This is a genomic window from Pseudonocardia oceani, from assembly GCF_019263585.2.
Lineage (GTDB): Bacteria > Actinomycetota > Actinomycetes > Mycobacteriales > Pseudonocardiaceae > Pseudonocardia > Pseudonocardia oceani.
The window spans coordinates 962,838-977,123 of sequence record NZ_JADQDF010000001.1 but is presented as its reverse complement, the minus strand read 5'-3'; the positions used below and the strand labels follow the sequence as shown (position 1 = coordinate 977,123).

Genomic DNA, 14,286 nt, shown 5'->3' with positions numbered 1-14,286 from the left:
GGGGGGTCGATGACGACCGTGCGCACCTGGGAGCGCTTCCAGGCGGGGGAGGAGCCCCGTGACGTGCGCGCGGAGGTGCTCACGTCCTGGCGCCGCTCGCGGTTCAGCGGCGTCGACCCCGAGTACGTCGACGTCCCCTACCTCGAGACCGACCTCGACACCCACTTCGCCCGGGTCGCCGTCCCGATCATGACCGGGATGGCCGACCTGCTGGTCGGCGACAGCTCGTGCCTGGCGCTGTCGGACGCGTCCGGCAGCGTGGTGTGGCGGTGGGTCTCCGAGCCGATGCTGCGGAACACCCTCGACGGCCTGTCGGTCGTCGAGGGTTTCTGCTTCAACGAGGAGTTCGTCGGCACCAACGGCCTGGGCACCGCGCTGGAGACCGGCGGGCTGGCCGTCGTCCGGGGGTCGGAGCACTTCGTCCAGCGCTTCCACGACGTCACCTGCGTGGCCGCACCCGTGCGGCACCCGGTGACCCGCCGGATCGTCGGTGCGGTCAACGTCACCTGCCGCGCCGCCGACACCAACTCACTGCTCGCGGTCGTGGTGCGCAAGCTCGTCGAGGAGATCCGGGCCGCGCTCTACGACGCGGCGTCGGCGCGGGAGCGGCACCTGCTCTCGGCGTTCCTGGAGGAGCAGCGCCGCGGCGGCGGGCCCGTCGCCGTCGTCGGTGACGGGCTGATCATCGCCAACCCGCAGGCCGCCGACCTCGGGCTCGACCGCCTCGACCTCTGGGACGAGATCCGCGCTCTGCGCGGCGCGGGCGACGACGCCCGGATCGCGCTGCCGGCCGACCTCACCGCGCGGGTCCGGCTCGTGCGGGAGGCGGGGGCACCGGCCGGTGCGGTCGTCACGGTGACGGAGGGTCCGGCGTCGCCCGAGTCGCCGCCCGTGCCACCGCGCCGCACCCGGCGCCCGGTCGCGGCGGAACCGGGGAGCGAGTGGGAGGCGGCGGCGCGCCGCGCCCGGTCGCTGGTCGCGCAGGGGCCGGTGGTCGTCCTCGGCGAGCCCGGCACCGGCAAGCGCACGCTGCTCACGGGCGCGTTCGACGCCGACCCGGTCGTGCTCGACGCCGCGACCTGCGTGCTCGACCCCGCGGCGTGGGTCGACCGGCTGCGCGCGGCCCTCGACGACCCGTCGCCGGTGCTGCTGCACCACGTCGACCTGCTCGACGCCGCCGCGGCGGCGGCCGTCTGCGCCGTCCTCGACGCGGCCGGCGTGTGCCCGCCGCTGGGCCTCACCGCCACCGCCACCGTCACCGACGGCGCCGCGGCCCCACCGCCGGTGATGCGCCTGGTCGACGGGCTGGCTGCGGCCACGGTGCACCTGGCGCCGCTACGAGGCAGGCCCGACGCCGTCGTCGCCCACGCCCGGTCGGAGCTGGCCCGCCACGGCCGGGACCTGTCCTTCGCCGCGGACGCCCACGCCGCGCTGCGCCGCTACGACTGGCCCGGCAACCTCGCCGAGCTGGCCCGGGTGGTGCGCGACGCCGCGCGCGACGCCGACGGCCCGACGATCGTCCTCGCCGGCCTGCCCGCCGAGGTCCGCGGTGCCGCCGAGCGCCGTGCGCTGAGCCCGATCGAGCGGGCCGAGGCGGGCGTCATCGCGTCGGTCCTGCGCGCGCACGACGGCAACAAGTCCCTCGCCGCCCGTGAGCTCGGCATCTCCCGCACGGCGCTCTACTCGAAGATCCGCACCTACCGGCTCTGAGTCGGGTGCCCGCTGAGCGCGGCGCTGTCGGCCGACTACGGACCGACGTGGGGTGCGCGTCACCCGGCGGGGGTGTCGAACTGATGTTCGATCTGCCGTAGGGTCGGGTCTCCGGTGACCGGGCGCCGGGGAAGGGCGCCCGGCCACCGGGCCGATGCCGTCCACCGGAAGGCCCTGCCGTGTCCTCTGCCGAACTCACCCCGGCGCAGCGCCGCGCGGCCTACACCCGCGCCAACGGTGCGGCGATCGCCGAGACCGCGCAGATGCTCCGCATCTCCGCCCGGCACGACGCGCGCACCGACCCGTTCCGCGGCGACCTGGGCAAGGCGCAGGCCTCCCTGCTCGACGCCGTCGGCCGGCAGGTCGCCACGCTGCCGCGGGAGATCGTGACCGAGGCGCTCGCCGTGGTCACCGCGGTCGACCGGCTGATCGGCGTGCACCGCTCCACCGACGCCTGACGGTTCACGGGAAGGCGGCCCGGACCTCCTCGGGACCGGGTCCGTCCGGTCCGATCAGCACGACCGCCTCGTCGAAGCCGGCCTCGGCGTAGCGGTGCAGCACCTCGCCGGTGGGGCCGGGGCCGCCGGTCACCGGCACGGCGCACACGACCGCCCGCCGGCCCCCCGCCGCCCGGTACCGCGCGTGCGCGGCGACGATCTCGTCGGGCGTGGTGCGGTAGGCCGACGCCAGCCAGCCGTCGAACTCGCGGGCGGCCCGCTCGACCTTCGCGCCCCACGAGCCGAGCAGGACCGGCGGGGCGCCCGTCGGCGGCGCGGGGGCGAGGACCGCGTGCTCGTCGCGGCCGTCGGCGAGCAGGACCCGCAGCCGGGCCACGCTCTCGTCGAAGGTGCGGAAGCGGGCGGGGTAGGGGCGGTCGAGCGCGGCGTAGTCGTCGCGCGTCGAGCCGGGGCTCACGCCGACCGACAGCCGGTCGCCGCACACGGCCACCAGCGAGAGGATCCGGTGCGCGAGATCGGCGGGGTGGTGCAGCGGCACCTGCAGCGTGGCCGTCCCCAGTGCCACGCCGGTGGTGGCCGCGGCCGCCGCCGCGAGCGTGACGAACGGGTCCGGCACCAGCGGGCCGCGCCCGATGATCTGCGGGGTCCACAGGCTCTCGAACCCCGCACCCGCCAGGCGCCGCGCCCACTCCGCGACCGGGTGGGGCGGCGCGTCGGACAGGTGGGTGAGCGTCGCCCCCAGGCGCATCAGTCGAGCCGGTCGGCGGCGAAGCGCGCGTACCAGCGCAGGGCGTCGGGGTCGTCGACGGAGGCGAGGTTGGCCGCCTTCTCCAGCGGCCGGCCGCTGAGCAGCTTCTTGATCGGCACCTCGAGCCGCTTGCCCGACAGGGTGTGCGGCACGGCGGGCGCCTCGACGATCTCGTCCGGGACGTGCCGCGGCGTCAGGCGCGTCCGCAGCGTCGTGACGATCTTCTGCTTCAGCGCGTCGTCGAGGTCCTGCCCGGGCGTCGGCACGACGAACAGCCCGAGCCAGTAGCCGTCGTCGGGGAGGTCGACGCCGACGACGAGGGTCTCGGCGATCTCCGGCAGGGTCTCCAGCACGTCGTAGAAGTCGCTGCTGCCCAGGCGCACGCCCTGCCGGTTGAGTGTGGAGTCCGAGCGGCCGTGCACCGAGACGCTGCCGTCGGCGTGCATCGTGACCCAGTCGCCGTGGCGCCAGACGCCGGGCCAGGTGTCGAAGTAGGACTCGGTGTAGCGGGCGTCGTCGGGGTCGTTCCAGAGGTGGACCGGCATCGACGGCATCGGCTGGGTGATCACGAGGTCGCCCACCGACTCGACGACCGGGTTCCCGTCCTCGTCCCACGCCGCGCAGTCGACGCCCGCGAGCCGCCCGCCGATCCGGCCCGGCCGCACCGGCGTGTACTCGTTGGCGCCGACGAACGCGCCCGAGACGTCGGTGCCGCCGCTCGTGGAGTCGATGCGCACGTCGGGGCTCACGTTGTCCATGACCCAGTGGTAGCCCGCCTCGGGCAGGGCCGAGCCGCTGACCATGACGTGCCGCAGCCGGCTCAGGTCGTGCTCCTGCACCGGCCGGACGCCGGTGCCCGCCGTCGCCGTGATCACCGCGGCGCCGACGAGCACGACCTGCGCCCCGGTGCGCGCCGCGACCTCCCAGACCGCGCCGGCCGGGTGGCCGGGACTGCCCTCGTACAGGACGATGCCGGCGCCCTGCACGAGCACGTTCACCTGCATGTTCCACAGCGCCCACCCGGTGGAGGTGAACGCGAACAGCCGCTCGCCCGGCCGCATCCCGGCGTAGAGGCCCGACCACTTCAGGCCCTCCAGCGTGATGCCGCCGTGTCCGTGGACCAGGCCCTTGGGCAGGCCGGTGGTGCCGGAGGTGAACAGCACCCACAGCGGGTGCGAGAACTCGACCTGCTCGAACTCGAGCGGCGCCTCGGTCGCCACCACCTCGTCCCACGGCGTCGCGCCCTCGGGGTGCGGGCGGTCGAACACGCAGGGGACGTGGACGACGTGACGCAGCGTCGTGAGGTTCTCGCGCAGGTGCGCCACGACGTCGGCGCGGTCGACCTCCTTGCCGTTCCAGTGGTAGCCGTCGGTCGCGATCAGGACCGTGGGCTCGAGCTGGGCGAGGCGGCCGGTGGTGCCCTCGGCGCCGAAGTCGGGGGAGCAGCACGCCCACACCGCGCCGACCGCGGCCGCGGCGAGCGCGCCGATCACCGCGTGCTCGGTGTTGGGCAGGTAGGCCCCGACGCGGTCCCCGGGGCGCACGCCCGCGCGCCGCAGCCACCCGGCCACGGCCGCGACCGTGCGGCGCAGCTCGTCGAAGGTGATCTCGCGCGCGGGCAGGCCGCCCTCCTGGACGCAGACCAGCGCGACGGCGTCGCCCGCGCCGCGGCGCAGCGCCTGCTCGGCCCAGTTCAGCGTGGCCCCGGTGAACCAGCGGGTGCGCGGCATCGGGTCGGCGGTGCGCACCTCGGTGTGCGGCGCGGAGAACTCGACCCCGTAGTAGTCGACGAGCGAGACCCAGAACCGGCCGACGTCCTCGACCGACCAGGCCCAGAGGGCGTCGTGGTCGGGGAACGGCCGCCCCTCGCGCTCCTGCAGCCAGTCGAGGTAGGCGCGCAGCGCGGACCCCTCGATGCGGGCCTGCGTCGGACTCCAGATCGTGTCGGTCATGCACATCGCCTTCACCGTGCGGGCGCCGGCGACGGTGGCCGCCGGACGGTTCTCCTGCGGGCCAACCTAGAGGGGGGACGCGACGGGGACCACCGTGTCGACGACGACCGGCCCGCACCCGACACGATCTTCTCGTGACCGCGGTCACGCGGCCCGTTAAGGTCATCCCCAACCGTGCGTGTCGGGCCGACACGTGCGCACACGTGCCGGTCCGAGATCTGCGCCGGCCCGTCGTCCACAGTGCCCGGCAAGGAGGCCGTACCCCGTGAAGCTCGCTCTCTACCTGCCCAACTTCCGTGACAAGGTGACCGTGAAGGAGTTGGAGGACCTCACCGAGCTGGCCGAGGACCTGGACTTCGACTCGGTCTGGACGCTGGACCGGATCGTGGTCCCGGAGGCCTCGGACCGTCAGGAGCTGCAGTACTCGTTCGGGATGATGGAGGGCCTGCCCAAGGCCCTGCCGGTGTCGGCGCGGGGTGAGTGGTTGCAGGGGATGCCGCTGATCCCGTGGCTGGCCGCGAAGACGACCAAGGTCCGGATCGGCATGAGCATCATCGACACGCCGTACCGGTCGCCGGGTGTGCTGGCCGCGGAGCTGGCCACGATCGACCACCTGTCCCACGGTCGGTTGAACGTGGGTGTGGGGTCGGGGTGGATGCCCGAGGAGTTCGCGGCGGCGAGTGCGGCGCACATCTTCCCCAAGCGGCACAAGCACGTGCGCGAGACGATCGAGATCATGCAGGGGATCTGGGGCAACGAGCTGTTCGAGTACCACGGGGAGTTCGCCGACTTCGAGTCGTGTGGGTTCGGGGCGAAGCCGGTGCAGCAGCCGGGGCCGCCGATCTACTTCTCCGGGTTGAAGGATCCGAAGCGGTCGGCGATGCGGATCGCGAAGTACGACCTGTCGGGGTGGATCGGGATCCAGGACTCCCCGGAGGACATCGGGCGCTGGCGCACCGAGATCCAGCGTGAGCTCGACGAGCTGGACACCTCGCGGTCGGTGGATGATCTCGACATCTGCACGATGTTGTGGACGGTGATCACCGATGAGGACGTGGACCAGTCCCCGGCGGGGAAGGTGACGAACCTGATGGTGGGTTCGCAGGGGCAGATCACCGACCGGCTCAAGGCCTACAAGGAGGCCGGTCTGGACATGCCGTTGATCTGGCCGCCGTTCGCGGACGTGCCGGTGTCCAAGACGCTGGACGACCTGAAGCGCATCAAGAACGACATCATGCCGAAGGTCGACGCTTCCTGAGGCCCGCCCCGCACTGATCGCCCCGAGCACCGCCGTCCCCGGACGGCGGTGCTCGGTCGCTTCCGGGCCTGCGGGCGATCGCCCGGCGTCGCCGGGGGTTCCCGCGCGCGGAATGGGTTGCCGCGCGCCGGACCGGCTCCCGCGGGGCCCCGGGGGCGCGCGGGAGCGGGGAACGCGCGCGGCAACCGGGAACGCGCGCGGGAGTCGTCGGCGGCAGGCGTGGACCGGTGGCTGGGGCCGCAGCGGGGGTGCGTGCTCGCACTCGGCGCCGCAGGTGCTCGTCTGACGTCACCGGGGCGACGGCATCGCGCGGGGTTCCCGCGCGCCGAACCGGTTGCCGCGCGCCGAACCTGTTCCCGCGCGGCCCCGGGAGCGCGCGCGAGCGGGGAATGCGCGCGGCAACCGGGAACGCGCGCGAGAGAGGTCCGCAGCAACCGTGGACCGTGGTTGCGGGTCGCCTTCACGCGCGCGTGCAGTCGGCGCCGTGGGCTCGTCCGGCGTCCCCGAGCGGGGTCGGACGTCTCCAGCGCGCCGAGCCGATTCCCGCGCGCGGAGCAGGTTCCCGCGCGCCGAACCAGCTCCCGCGCGTTCCCGGGGGCGCGCGGGAGCGGGAAACGTGCGCGGCAGCCGGGAGCGCGCGGGGGCGCGGGTCAGATCGCGCTGAAGTCCCCGTGCCTCCCACGGCCGCCCACGAACCGGCCGGCGCCCGACGCCCCCTCCGCGTAGTGCGCCTCCACCCCGTTGGCCCACTCCCGCCGCATGGCCTCGCGGACGGGCAGGCCGTAGCTCTCGATCGCGGAGCGGCGGTCGGCGCGCACGGCCGCCTGGGGGAACCGGGCGATGTCGCGGGCCATCGCCTCGGCCGCGGCCCGGGCGCCGCCCGGCTCGGTGACCTGCTCGCACAGCCCGATGCGCAGCGACTCGTCGGCCGGCACCTGCCGTCCGGTCAGGATGATCTCCATCGCGCGGCCCTGGCCGACGAGCCGGGGCAGGCGCACGGAGCCGCCGTCGAGCAGCGGGATGCCCCAGCGGCGGCAGTACACGCCGAAGTAGGCGTCGGATGCCATCACGCGGACGTCGCACCACAGGGCGAGCTCCATGCCCCCGGCGACGGCCGGACCCTCCACGGCGGCGATCACCGGCTTCGACAGCTCCAGGCGCGTCGGGCCGAGCGGCCCGCGCGGGGCGGGGTTCGCGCCCATCGGGAAGTTGAGCTCGGCGACGAACTCGTCGTGGAACCGGTCGCGGTCGTCCAGGGTGCTCGCGTACCTGAGGTCCCAGCCCGCGCAGAACGCGCCGCCCTCGCCCCAGAGCACGGCGACCGACGCGGTCGGGTCGCGGTCGAACTCCAGCATCGCCTCGACCAGGGCGTCGGCGCTGTCGGGGTCCATCGCGTTGCGCGCCTCGTCGTAGCGGCTGTGCACGACGGTCCAGACGTCGCCGTCCTTCTCGGTCCTGATCACGGGTTCCTCCTGGGGCGACGGGGCCGGCCGCGGTGCCGCACCGACTTCCGTGAATCCTGATTCACGGTTCGGGTACAGTCAAGCCGTGCCCCGCGCCTCGACCGCCCGCCGACGTGACGAGGCGCGCGAGCGGATCCTCGCGGCGGCCGTCGAGGTGATCCGGTCGGGCGGGTTCCGCGGGGCCCAGATGTCGCTCATCGCCCTGCGCGCGGGGGTCGGCGTCGGCTCGCTCTACACGCACTTCCCCTCGCAGGCCGAGCTGTTCGCGGAGATCTACCAGCAGGTCGTCCGGCGCGAGCTCGGCGTGATGCGGCAGGTCGTCGCGGCCGACGGGGAGCCGGCGCTCGCGCGCCTCGCGGTGGCGGTGCGCGGCTTCTGCGAGCGGTCCCTGCAGGCCGGGCCGCTGGCGTACGCGCTGATGTTCGAGCCCGCGGGCACCGCCGTGGAGGAGCTGCGCATCCAGCTGAAGGAGGCGTTCCGGGAGGTGCTGGCCGATCTCGTCGCGGTCGCCGTGGCCGAGGGCGCAGTGGCGGCGCACGACGTCGCTGTCTCCTCCGCCGCGGTCGTCGGCGTCATGACCGAGACGCTGGTGCGCCCGCTCGCGCCCGGCGGGGCGCCCACGGCCGACGGCTTCGCCGACCGCGTCGCCGCGATGGCCCTGGGGGCCGTCACCGCCCGGCTGCCCTGACGCATCACGGATGCGTGATCGGCTCATGCCAAGTCACGTACTGGTGCTATGGGATGCCGCTGCCTAGCGTGGTCTGCGTCACGACGGACCGCAGGACCGCCGACCCGCGAGCGGGGCGCGCACCCGGACCGTGCCGGCCCGTCGGGCCGCCCGTGCGCATGCCGTCCGGCGCTGCCGGGCCCGACGAGAAGAGACGCCGATGTCCGACCTCGCCGCCCGCGTGCCGAAGGGCGTGCTGCGCCTGCTGATCGGCATGCCCGACGAGGACTGGGCCGCCGTCCTCGAGGCGCAGACCGACTTCCTGATGATCTTCTCGCCGTTCCCGCTGCCCGACGTGCAGCGCGCGCGCCTCGACGAGGTCGCGCAGTTCTACCTCGACTACTTCGACGGGCTGCTCGGCCGCACGACCGAGCCCACGGACCTCGTGCGCCGCCTGCTCGACGCTGAGGAGGCGGGCGACCTGTCCCGCGACGAGGTCCTCTCGCTCTTGCACACGGTCCTCGACGCGGGCTTCGAGACGACGAGGACGTCGATCTCGAACGCGATCGAGCTGTTCACGACCGTGCCCGGGCTGTTCGACCGGGTGCGCGCGGACACCGCGCTCGTGCCGGGCGTGGTCGAGGAGACGCTGCGCCTGCGCGCCCCCGTGCAGACGATCCCGCGGATCCTCACCGCCGACCACACCGCCTCCGACGGCACGGTGGTGCCCTCCGGGGCCACCGTCCTGTGCGTGGCCGGGTCGGCGAACCTCGACGAGAGCGTGTTCCCCGACCCCGCCGTGCCCGACCCGGCCCGGCCGAACGCCGGCCGCCACACCTCCTTCGGCGGCGGGCTGCACCACTGCCTGGGCGCGCCGCTGGCCCGGGTGCAGCTGCAGGAGGCGGTGCTCGGCCTCGTCCGCCGGTTCTCCGCGGTCGAGGCCGCGGGGGAGTCCGCCCGGTCCCCGTCGCTGATGTTCCCCTCGCTGCGCACGCTGCCCGTCCGCGTGCGCGCCTGACCCGCCGGCGGGCCGGCCCCGGCCGCGAGGTCAGCCCGCCGCGGCGCGCTCCAGGGCGCGGGCCCGCAGGGCGTCCAGGGCGGCCTGCTGCAGCGGCGAGAAGTACTTGGTCGGCCGGTGGTAGAGCCCGATGCCCTCGACGAGGTGCGCGTCGCGGATCGGCACGCCGCGCATCCGCCCGGGCGGGTCGTCGGCGATGATGTAGGCGGGCAGCAGGCACGCCCACCCGTTCTCGACGGCCGCCTGCTTGATCGCCTCGGCGTGCCCGAGCCGGATGATGACGTCGAGCTCCGGTGCCCCGACCCGGTGCAGCTGCGCGCGGAGCATCCGGTCGAAGGCGACGTCCTGCGGGGCGGCGACGAGCGGCATCGCGGCGATCTCGGCCAGGCTGACGCTCTCGCCCACCTCCGGCCCGTCCGGCCCGACGCCGAGCACGATCGGCTCCTCCCACAGCCGGGTCGCGGTCAGCGTCTCCGGGGTGGCGGTGTCGAGCAGCGTCGTCACGGCGAAGTCGGCGCTGCCGATCTCGGCCGCGCGGATGGCCACCGCGGGCTCGCCGACGTGCACGGTGATCCGGGCGCCCGCGCGGTCGGCCCGCAGCGCCGTCAGCACGGGCGGCAGCAGGTAGGTGCCGACCGCCATGCTCGCGTGGACGACGAGCGAGCCGGCCTGGCCCGCCGCCAGCTGGTCGACGTCGCGCTGCACCTGGACGCAGCCCGCGAGCACCTCCTTGGCCCAGACGTAGACGCGCTCGCCGGCCTCGGTGAGGGCCAGGGTGTTGCCGCTGCGCGCGAACAGCACCGCGCCGAGCGACTTCTCCAGCGCGCGCAGCTGCGCCGACACCGCGGGCTGCACGACCATCAGCCGCTCGGCCGCGCGCGTCACCCCGCCCTCGTCGACGACCAGGCAGAAGATCTCGAGGCGTCGCAGCGGTGCGCGCAGGTCCATAACGCGGACGTTATCAGTACATCCGAAACTTGGCATTGGTGTTATGGGGCGGCCCTGCTTAGCGTCGGACGGGAACGCTGGGGCGGACGTCCGTCCCGCAGGATCGGAGGAGGAGCGATGACCACGACCGACGTCGACGTCGCCGCGGAGCTCGACGGGATGTCCGGGCAGGTCCGCCTGGTCGATGCCAGCGGCGCGGTCCGCGGCGGGGTGGCGCCCTGGGCCCCGGTGAAGATCGAGGGGGAGCGGATCGACGCCGAGATCGAGCGGCTGTCGCGGGGCCCGGCCCCGGAGGACGGCCGCCGGGTCGCGCTGCTGGTGCACCCCGAGGCGACCGGTCCGGGCCAGGGGCTGGCGCCGGGCGTCCAGGTCGCGGTGGAGGTGCTGCTGCCGGGCGAGCGGACGGCGCCGGTGCGCCAGAACGCGAGCCTCGTGCAGATCGGCGTCCGCGGGGAGGGCGTCGTCGACGTCGCCGGGACCCGGCACGTGCAGCGCCGCTGGGACGTCGCCACGGTGCCGGCGATGCGGCCCCACGCCTTCCGCAACGAGTCGTCGGAGCCGTGGGTCCGGCTGAGCTACTCGAACTCGCCGCTGCTCGCCGCGCTCGGCGTGCACTACGTGGAGCGCCTGGCGTCGGTCGTGCCGGCGGAGCGGGCGGTCGTCGACGGCGGGGCCTACGTGCGGGAGAAGTCGCCGGACGTGCCGATCGGCACCGAGGGGGCGCGGCTGCGCGGCTACGAGCACCTCGTCGACATCGAGGTCGTCGAGAACCCGCCGCTGCTGTGGCCCTGGAGCGAGGTCGAGCAGCACCTGTCCTCGCGCCCCGGCGACGGCAAGCGGCAGATCATGGCCTACTGCAACCCGGCCACCGGGCGGCGCTCCGGCGCCACGCAGAGCTTCTTCGTCACCGCGATGACGGTGCCGCCGGGCAGCCCGCGCAAGGAGGCCGGGCCCGGTCACCGGCACACCTCGGTGGCGATCAACTACCACTTCCGCGGCCGCGGCTCGAGCGTCGTCGACGGCCGGGAGATCAGGTGGAAGGCGGGCGATCTGCTGCTGTCGGCCCCGGGCTGGTCCGAGCACGCCCACTTCTGGGGCCATGAGGGCTTCGGCGCCTTCACCGTGCAGGACCACCCCCTGCAGATCGCGATGGAGTCCCTGGTCTGGCAGGAGGAGCTCGACGGGCCCGTGCTGGCCCTGGGCTCCGAGGCCGGGCAGACCGGCTACCTGGGCCCGCGCCAGTCCGGCGTCTGACCCCCACCCCACCCGAGAGGCGACGATGAAGTTCCGCAGCGATCCCGCCCGCATCCGGGGCTCCATCGCCCCGCTCATCACCCCGTTCGCCGACGACGGCGCCCTGGACACCACCTCGCTGCGCGGGCTGGTCCGCTGGCAGATCGAGTCCGGCTCGCACGGCCTGTCCATCGGCGGGTCCACCGGCGAGCCCGGTGCGCAGACGGTCGCCGAGCGTATCGAGGCGATGCGCGTCGTCGCCGAGGAGGCCGCGGACGCCGTGCCGTTCGTCCCCGGCACGGGGTCGGCGAAGCTCGACGAGACCCTGGAGCTGACCGCGGCCGCGCGCGACGCCGGCGCCGACGCCGCCCTGGTGATCACGCCCTACTACGCCCGCCCGACGCAGGAGGCGCTGCACCGCTGGTACTCCACGATCGCGCAGGAGTTCCCCGACCTGCCGATCGTGATCTACAACGTGCCCTCGCGCACCGCGGTGGACATCGCGCCCGAGACCGTCGCCCGGCTGTTCCGCGAGCACGACAACCTGGTCGGGATCAAGGAGACGACCAAGGACTTCGAGCACTTCTCCCGCGTGCTCGCGCTGTGCGGGCCCGAGCTGGTCGTGTGGTCGGGCATCGAGCTGCTCGGCCTGCCGCTGCTGGCGCTCGGCGGCGCCGGGGCGGTCAGCGCCGTCGCGAACATCGCGCCCCGCGCCGTCGCCCGCCTGCACGACGCCTGGGAGGCGGGCGACCTGCAGACCGCCCGCGAGCTGCACTTCGGCCTGCACCCGCTCGTCGACCTGCTGTTCGTCGAGACCAACCCGGCCCCGGCGAAGTGGGTGCTGCGGCAGTGGGGCCGGCTCGCGTCCGACCACGTGCGCCCACCGCTGCTGCCGCTCTCCGAGGAGGGCGTGCCGCGGGTGGCGCGGCTGCTGGCCGAGGGCGCCGCGCACGCCGACGGGCCCGCCGTGTTCGGGGCGTCGACGTGAGGCTCGCGCGCTTCACCCGTCCCGACGGCCGCGAGGGGTTCGGCGTCGTCGACGGGGAGCAGGTGGTGGACCTCGCGGCCCGCGTGCCGTCGCTGCTCACCCTGCTCGCCGACCCCGCCGCGGCGGCCACCGCCGACGGCGACCCCCGGTTCGCCGTCGCCGACGTCCGCTGGCTGCCGCCCGTCACCGACGCCGCCAAGATCGTGTGCGCCGGGCTCAACTTCTCGACCCACGCCGCCGAGACGGCGCACGGCGCGCCGACCACCCGCACCGCCACCGACCACCCCACGCTGTTCACCCGCTTCCCCGACTCGTTCGTCGGGGCGGGCGAGGCCGTCGTCCGCGGTCCGGAGGGCGGGCAGCTCGACTGGGAGGGCGAGGCCGCCCTGGTGATCGGGACGCCCGGGCGCCGGATCCCCGAGGCCTCGGCGCTCGAGCACGTCGCCGGCTGGACCTGCATGGCCGAGAACAGCGTCCGCGACTGGCAGCTGCACTCCGGCCAGGCCGTTGCGGGGAAGAACTGGGAGGCCAGCGGGGCACTGGGCCCGTGGGTCGTCACCGCCGACGAGATCGGCGACAAAGCCCTGACCGTGACGACCCGCCTCAACGGCGACGTCGTGCAGCACGACACCACCGACCACCTGACGTTCCCGGCCGCGGCGCTGATCGCCTACGTCAGCACGTTCACCAGCCTGCGCACCGGCGACGTGATCGCGCTCGGCACACCGCAGGGCGTCGGCTTCCGCCAGGACCCGCCGCGGTTCCTGCGGCCCGGCGACGAGGTCGAGGTCGAGGTCGACCTCGTCGGCGTGCTGCGGCACGCGGTCGTCGACGCGCCCGCGACGGACGGGAGCTGACGTGCCGTCGATGATCCCGTCCTTCTCCGAGCAGGACGTCGCGGCGACGGCGACCGTCGCCGACGTCGTCGACTCGCTGCGGCGCACGCTGCTCCACGAGGCGGCGGGCACCGCGTGGAACATGGACAAGGCCCTCACGACCTGGCCCGAGCGCAGCAGCGCGCACGCGCTCGGCGCGGTCGACCTCGACGAGGGCGTCGTCGTGTTCAAGACCTGGGTCAACACCCCCGCCGGAGCGGCCGCGCTCGCCTCGGCGTTCGACGCCGTCGACGGGCGGGTGCTGGCGACGTTCGAGGCGGGCGCCTTCGGGTCGCTGCGCACGGCCGCGATCTCGGCGCTCGCGACGCGGCTGCTCAGCGATCCCGCCGCCGACGAAATGACCGTCCTGGGCAGCGGGCGCCAGGCGCTGGGCCAGGTCGAGGCCATCGCTGCGGTCCGCGACCTGCGCCGCGTCCGGGTGTGGAGCCCGGGCCGGGACAGCCGGGCCGCGTTCGGGGAGCGAGTGCGCCGCGAGCTCGGGCTGGCCGTGACCGTCGAGGACACCCTGTCGGCCGCCACGGCCGGCTCGCCGATCGTCACCGTCGTCACGCGGGCGCGGGAGCCGTTCCTGCGGCTGGCCGACCTGGCACCCGGCGCGCACCTCAACGCCGTCGGGGCGCTGCTGCCGGACAGCGCCGAGCTCCTGTCCGACGTCCTCCCGGCCGCCGACGTGGTCGTCGTCGACAGCATCGGGAACGCGCGCCGGGCGTCGCGGGAGCTGGGGGAGCACTACGGCGACGACTGGAGCGCCGTGACGCGCCTGGCCGACGTCGTCGCCGGCGCGGTCGCGCGGCTCGAGCAGCCCCGGCTCACGGTCTTCAAGTCCCTGGGAATGGGCCTGTCGGACCTCGCGGTGGCCCGGCTGCTGCTGCGCTCCGCCGGGGTCGTCAGGGCGTGAGCGGCACGTTGGTGGCGCGGCGCGCGATCACCGACGGCGTCGCGTTCGT

General features: G+C 74.8%; 13 protein-coding genes. 9 read left to right on the top strand and 4 right to left on the bottom strand.

Features of this window, described 5'->3' with window-relative positions:
- Positions 1-9 precede the first annotated feature (9 nt).
- Positions 10-1,710, top strand: coding sequence for a sigma-54-dependent Fis family transcriptional regulator (locus I4I82_RS04890; RefSeq protein ID WP_218592980.1), 1,701 nt, complete (start codon positions 10-12; stop codon positions 1,708-1,710).
- A 179-nt stretch (positions 1,711-1,889) separates the two neighbouring features.
- Positions 1,890-2,168 carry a hypothetical protein gene (locus I4I82_RS04885; RefSeq protein WP_218592979.1) on the top strand — a complete coding sequence of 93 codons (279 nt, stop codon included), beginning with the start codon at positions 1,890-1,892 and terminating at the stop codon, positions 2,166-2,168.
- Between the two features lie 4 nt (positions 2,169-2,172).
- Here the strand turns inward: I4I82_RS04885 and I4I82_RS04880 are convergent, their stop codons facing one another.
- Positions 2,173-2,916: an LLM class flavin-dependent oxidoreductase gene (locus I4I82_RS04880; protein ID WP_218595304.1), complete on the bottom strand. Its 744-nt coding sequence runs from the start codon at positions 2,914-2,916 to the stop codon at positions 2,173-2,175.
- Positions 2,916-4,868 carry an acetoacetate--CoA ligase gene (locus I4I82_RS04875; RefSeq protein ID WP_218595303.1) on the bottom strand — a complete coding sequence of 651 codons (1,953 nt, stop codon included), beginning with the start codon at positions 4,866-4,868 and terminating at the stop codon, positions 2,916-2,918. Before I4I82_RS04875 ends, I4I82_RS04880 begins: the two co-directional genes overlap by 1 nt.
- Positions 4,869-5,133: 265 nt before the next feature.
- On the opposite strand from I4I82_RS04875, the gene I4I82_RS04870 reads away from it, so the two are divergent.
- Positions 5,134-6,126, top strand: coding sequence for an LLM class flavin-dependent oxidoreductase (locus I4I82_RS04870; protein WP_218595302.1), 993 nt, complete (start codon positions 5,134-5,136; stop codon positions 6,124-6,126).
- 650 nt (positions 6,127-6,776) lie between these two features.
- Here I4I82_RS04870 and I4I82_RS04865 read toward each other — a convergent pair.
- The gene (locus tag I4I82_RS04865; protein ID WP_218590469.1) at positions 6,777-7,589 is read right to left on the bottom strand and encodes a crotonase/enoyl-CoA hydratase family protein; all 813 of its coding nucleotides are present in this window, start codon (positions 7,587-7,589) and stop codon (positions 6,777-6,779) included.
- Between the two features lie 85 nt (positions 7,590-7,674).
- Here I4I82_RS04865 and I4I82_RS04860 point away from each other — a divergent pair, with 85 nt between their 5' ends.
- The gene (locus tag I4I82_RS04860) at positions 7,675-8,277 is read left to right on the top strand and encodes a TetR/AcrR family transcriptional regulator (RefSeq protein ID WP_218595301.1); all 603 of its coding nucleotides are present in this window, start codon (positions 7,675-7,677) and stop codon (positions 8,275-8,277) included.
- A 199-nt stretch (positions 8,278-8,476) separates the two neighbouring features.
- A complete protein-coding gene (locus I4I82_RS04855; protein ID WP_218595300.1) occupies positions 8,477-9,274 on the top strand; it encodes a cytochrome P450 in 798 nt (265 codons plus the stop codon).
- Positions 9,275-9,304: 30 nt separating this feature from the next.
- Here I4I82_RS04855 and I4I82_RS04850 read toward each other — a convergent pair whose 3' ends face one another.
- The gene (locus I4I82_RS04850; protein WP_218595299.1) at positions 9,305-10,222 is read right to left on the bottom strand and encodes a LysR family transcriptional regulator; all 918 of its coding nucleotides are present in this window, start codon (positions 10,220-10,222) and stop codon (positions 9,305-9,307) included.
- Between the two features lie 117 nt (positions 10,223-10,339).
- Here I4I82_RS04850 and I4I82_RS04845 point away from each other — a divergent pair, with 117 nt between their 5' ends.
- Genes I4I82_RS04845 through I4I82_RS04830 form a run of 4 tightly spaced genes read left to right on the top strand, consistent with a single transcriptional unit; the run spans position 10,340 to position 14,237 of the window.
- On the top strand, positions 10,340-11,476 hold the full coding sequence (locus I4I82_RS04845) for a cupin domain-containing protein (protein ID WP_225920510.1): 1,137 nt from the start codon (positions 10,340-10,342) through the stop codon (positions 11,474-11,476).
- Between the two features lie 25 nt (positions 11,477-11,501).
- Positions 11,502-12,443: a 4-hydroxy-tetrahydrodipicolinate synthase gene (gene dapA, locus I4I82_RS04840; protein WP_218590474.1), complete on the top strand. Its 942-nt coding sequence runs from the start codon at positions 11,502-11,504 to the stop codon at positions 12,441-12,443.
- Positions 12,440-13,300 (top strand): fumarylacetoacetate hydrolase family protein, encoded by an 861-nt coding sequence (locus I4I82_RS04835; protein ID WP_218590475.1) that lies wholly within the window; start codon positions 12,440-12,442, stop codon positions 13,298-13,300. Before dapA ends, I4I82_RS04835 begins: the two co-directional genes overlap by 4 nt.
- 10 nt (positions 13,301-13,310) lie before the next feature.
- Entirely contained in the window at positions 13,311-14,237 is a 927-nt protein-coding gene (locus tag I4I82_RS04830) for an ornithine cyclodeaminase family protein (protein WP_225921022.1), read from the top strand.
- Positions 14,238-14,286: the final 49 nt, after the last annotated feature.

What these genes read in the sequence shown, in the direction of transcription:
- I4I82_RS04890 (WP_218592980.1), top strand. Translation starts at nt 10, where the DNA reads ATGACGACCGTGCGCACCTGGGAGCGCTTCCAGGCGGGGGAGGAGCCC.
- I4I82_RS04880 (WP_218595304.1), bottom strand. Translation starts at nt 2,916, where the DNA reads ATGCGCCTGGGGGCGACGCTCACCCACCTGTCCGACGCGCCGCCCCAC.
- I4I82_RS04875 (WP_218595303.1), bottom strand. Translation starts at nt 4,868, where the DNA reads ATGACCGACACGATCTGGAGTCCGACGCAGGCCCGCATCGAGGGGTCC.
- I4I82_RS04855 (WP_218595300.1), top strand. Translation starts at nt 8,477, where the DNA reads ATGTCCGACCTCGCCGCCCGCGTGCCGAAGGGCGTGCTGCGCCTGCTG.
- I4I82_RS04850 (WP_218595299.1), bottom strand. Translation starts at nt 10,222, where the DNA reads ATGGACCTGCGCGCACCGCTGCGACGCCTCGAGATCTTCTGCCTGGTC.
- I4I82_RS04845 (WP_225920510.1), top strand. Translation starts at nt 10,340, where the DNA reads ATGACCACGACCGACGTCGACGTCGCCGCGGAGCTCGACGGGATGTCC.
- dapA (WP_218590474.1), top strand. Translation starts at nt 11,502, where the DNA reads ATGAAGTTCCGCAGCGATCCCGCCCGCATCCGGGGCTCCATCGCCCCG.
- I4I82_RS04830 (WP_225921022.1), top strand. Translation starts at nt 13,311, where the DNA reads ATGATCCCGTCCTTCTCCGAGCAGGACGTCGCGGCGACGGCGACCGTC.